Below are 290 nucleotides of genomic sequence, written 5' to 3'. Positions count from 1 at the left end.
GTGATCTGGGCAGTGTTTTTCATCAAACCGCGATAGCGGGTCTTCGCATAGCCGAACTGCCGCTTGATGACGCGAAACGGGTGCTCAACCTTGGCACGGATACCGGCCTTGAGCCGCTCGATCTGATGGTATATCGCGTCCAGAGGATTACTCTGGTCCAGTAGTCTGCGCTTGCCCGGTCTCATCGCAACATGCCAACGAGCTGCGTCGGCCTCACAATGCTTTTCGCTTCCCTGATACCCGGCGTCAGCGTAGACATCCGTCTCCTTGCCGTGCAGCAACGCCTGGGC

At 58.3% G+C, this 290-nt stretch carries 1 protein-coding gene; it reads right to left on the bottom strand.

Annotation, left to right across the window (positions count from 1 at the left end; translation table 11 throughout):
• A partial coding sequence (locus VSR82_RS40215) for a transposase (protein ID WP_498858948.1) occupies window positions 1-290 on the bottom strand: 290 nt, incomplete at both ends.

Source organism: Burkholderia sp. JPY481, from assembly GCF_038900515.1.
Classification (GTDB): Bacteria; Pseudomonadota; Gammaproteobacteria; order Burkholderiales; family Burkholderiaceae; genus Paraburkholderia; species Paraburkholderia youngii.
The sequence above is the reverse complement of the archived record's forward strand: the minus strand, read 5'-3'. Positions and strand labels throughout refer to the sequence as shown.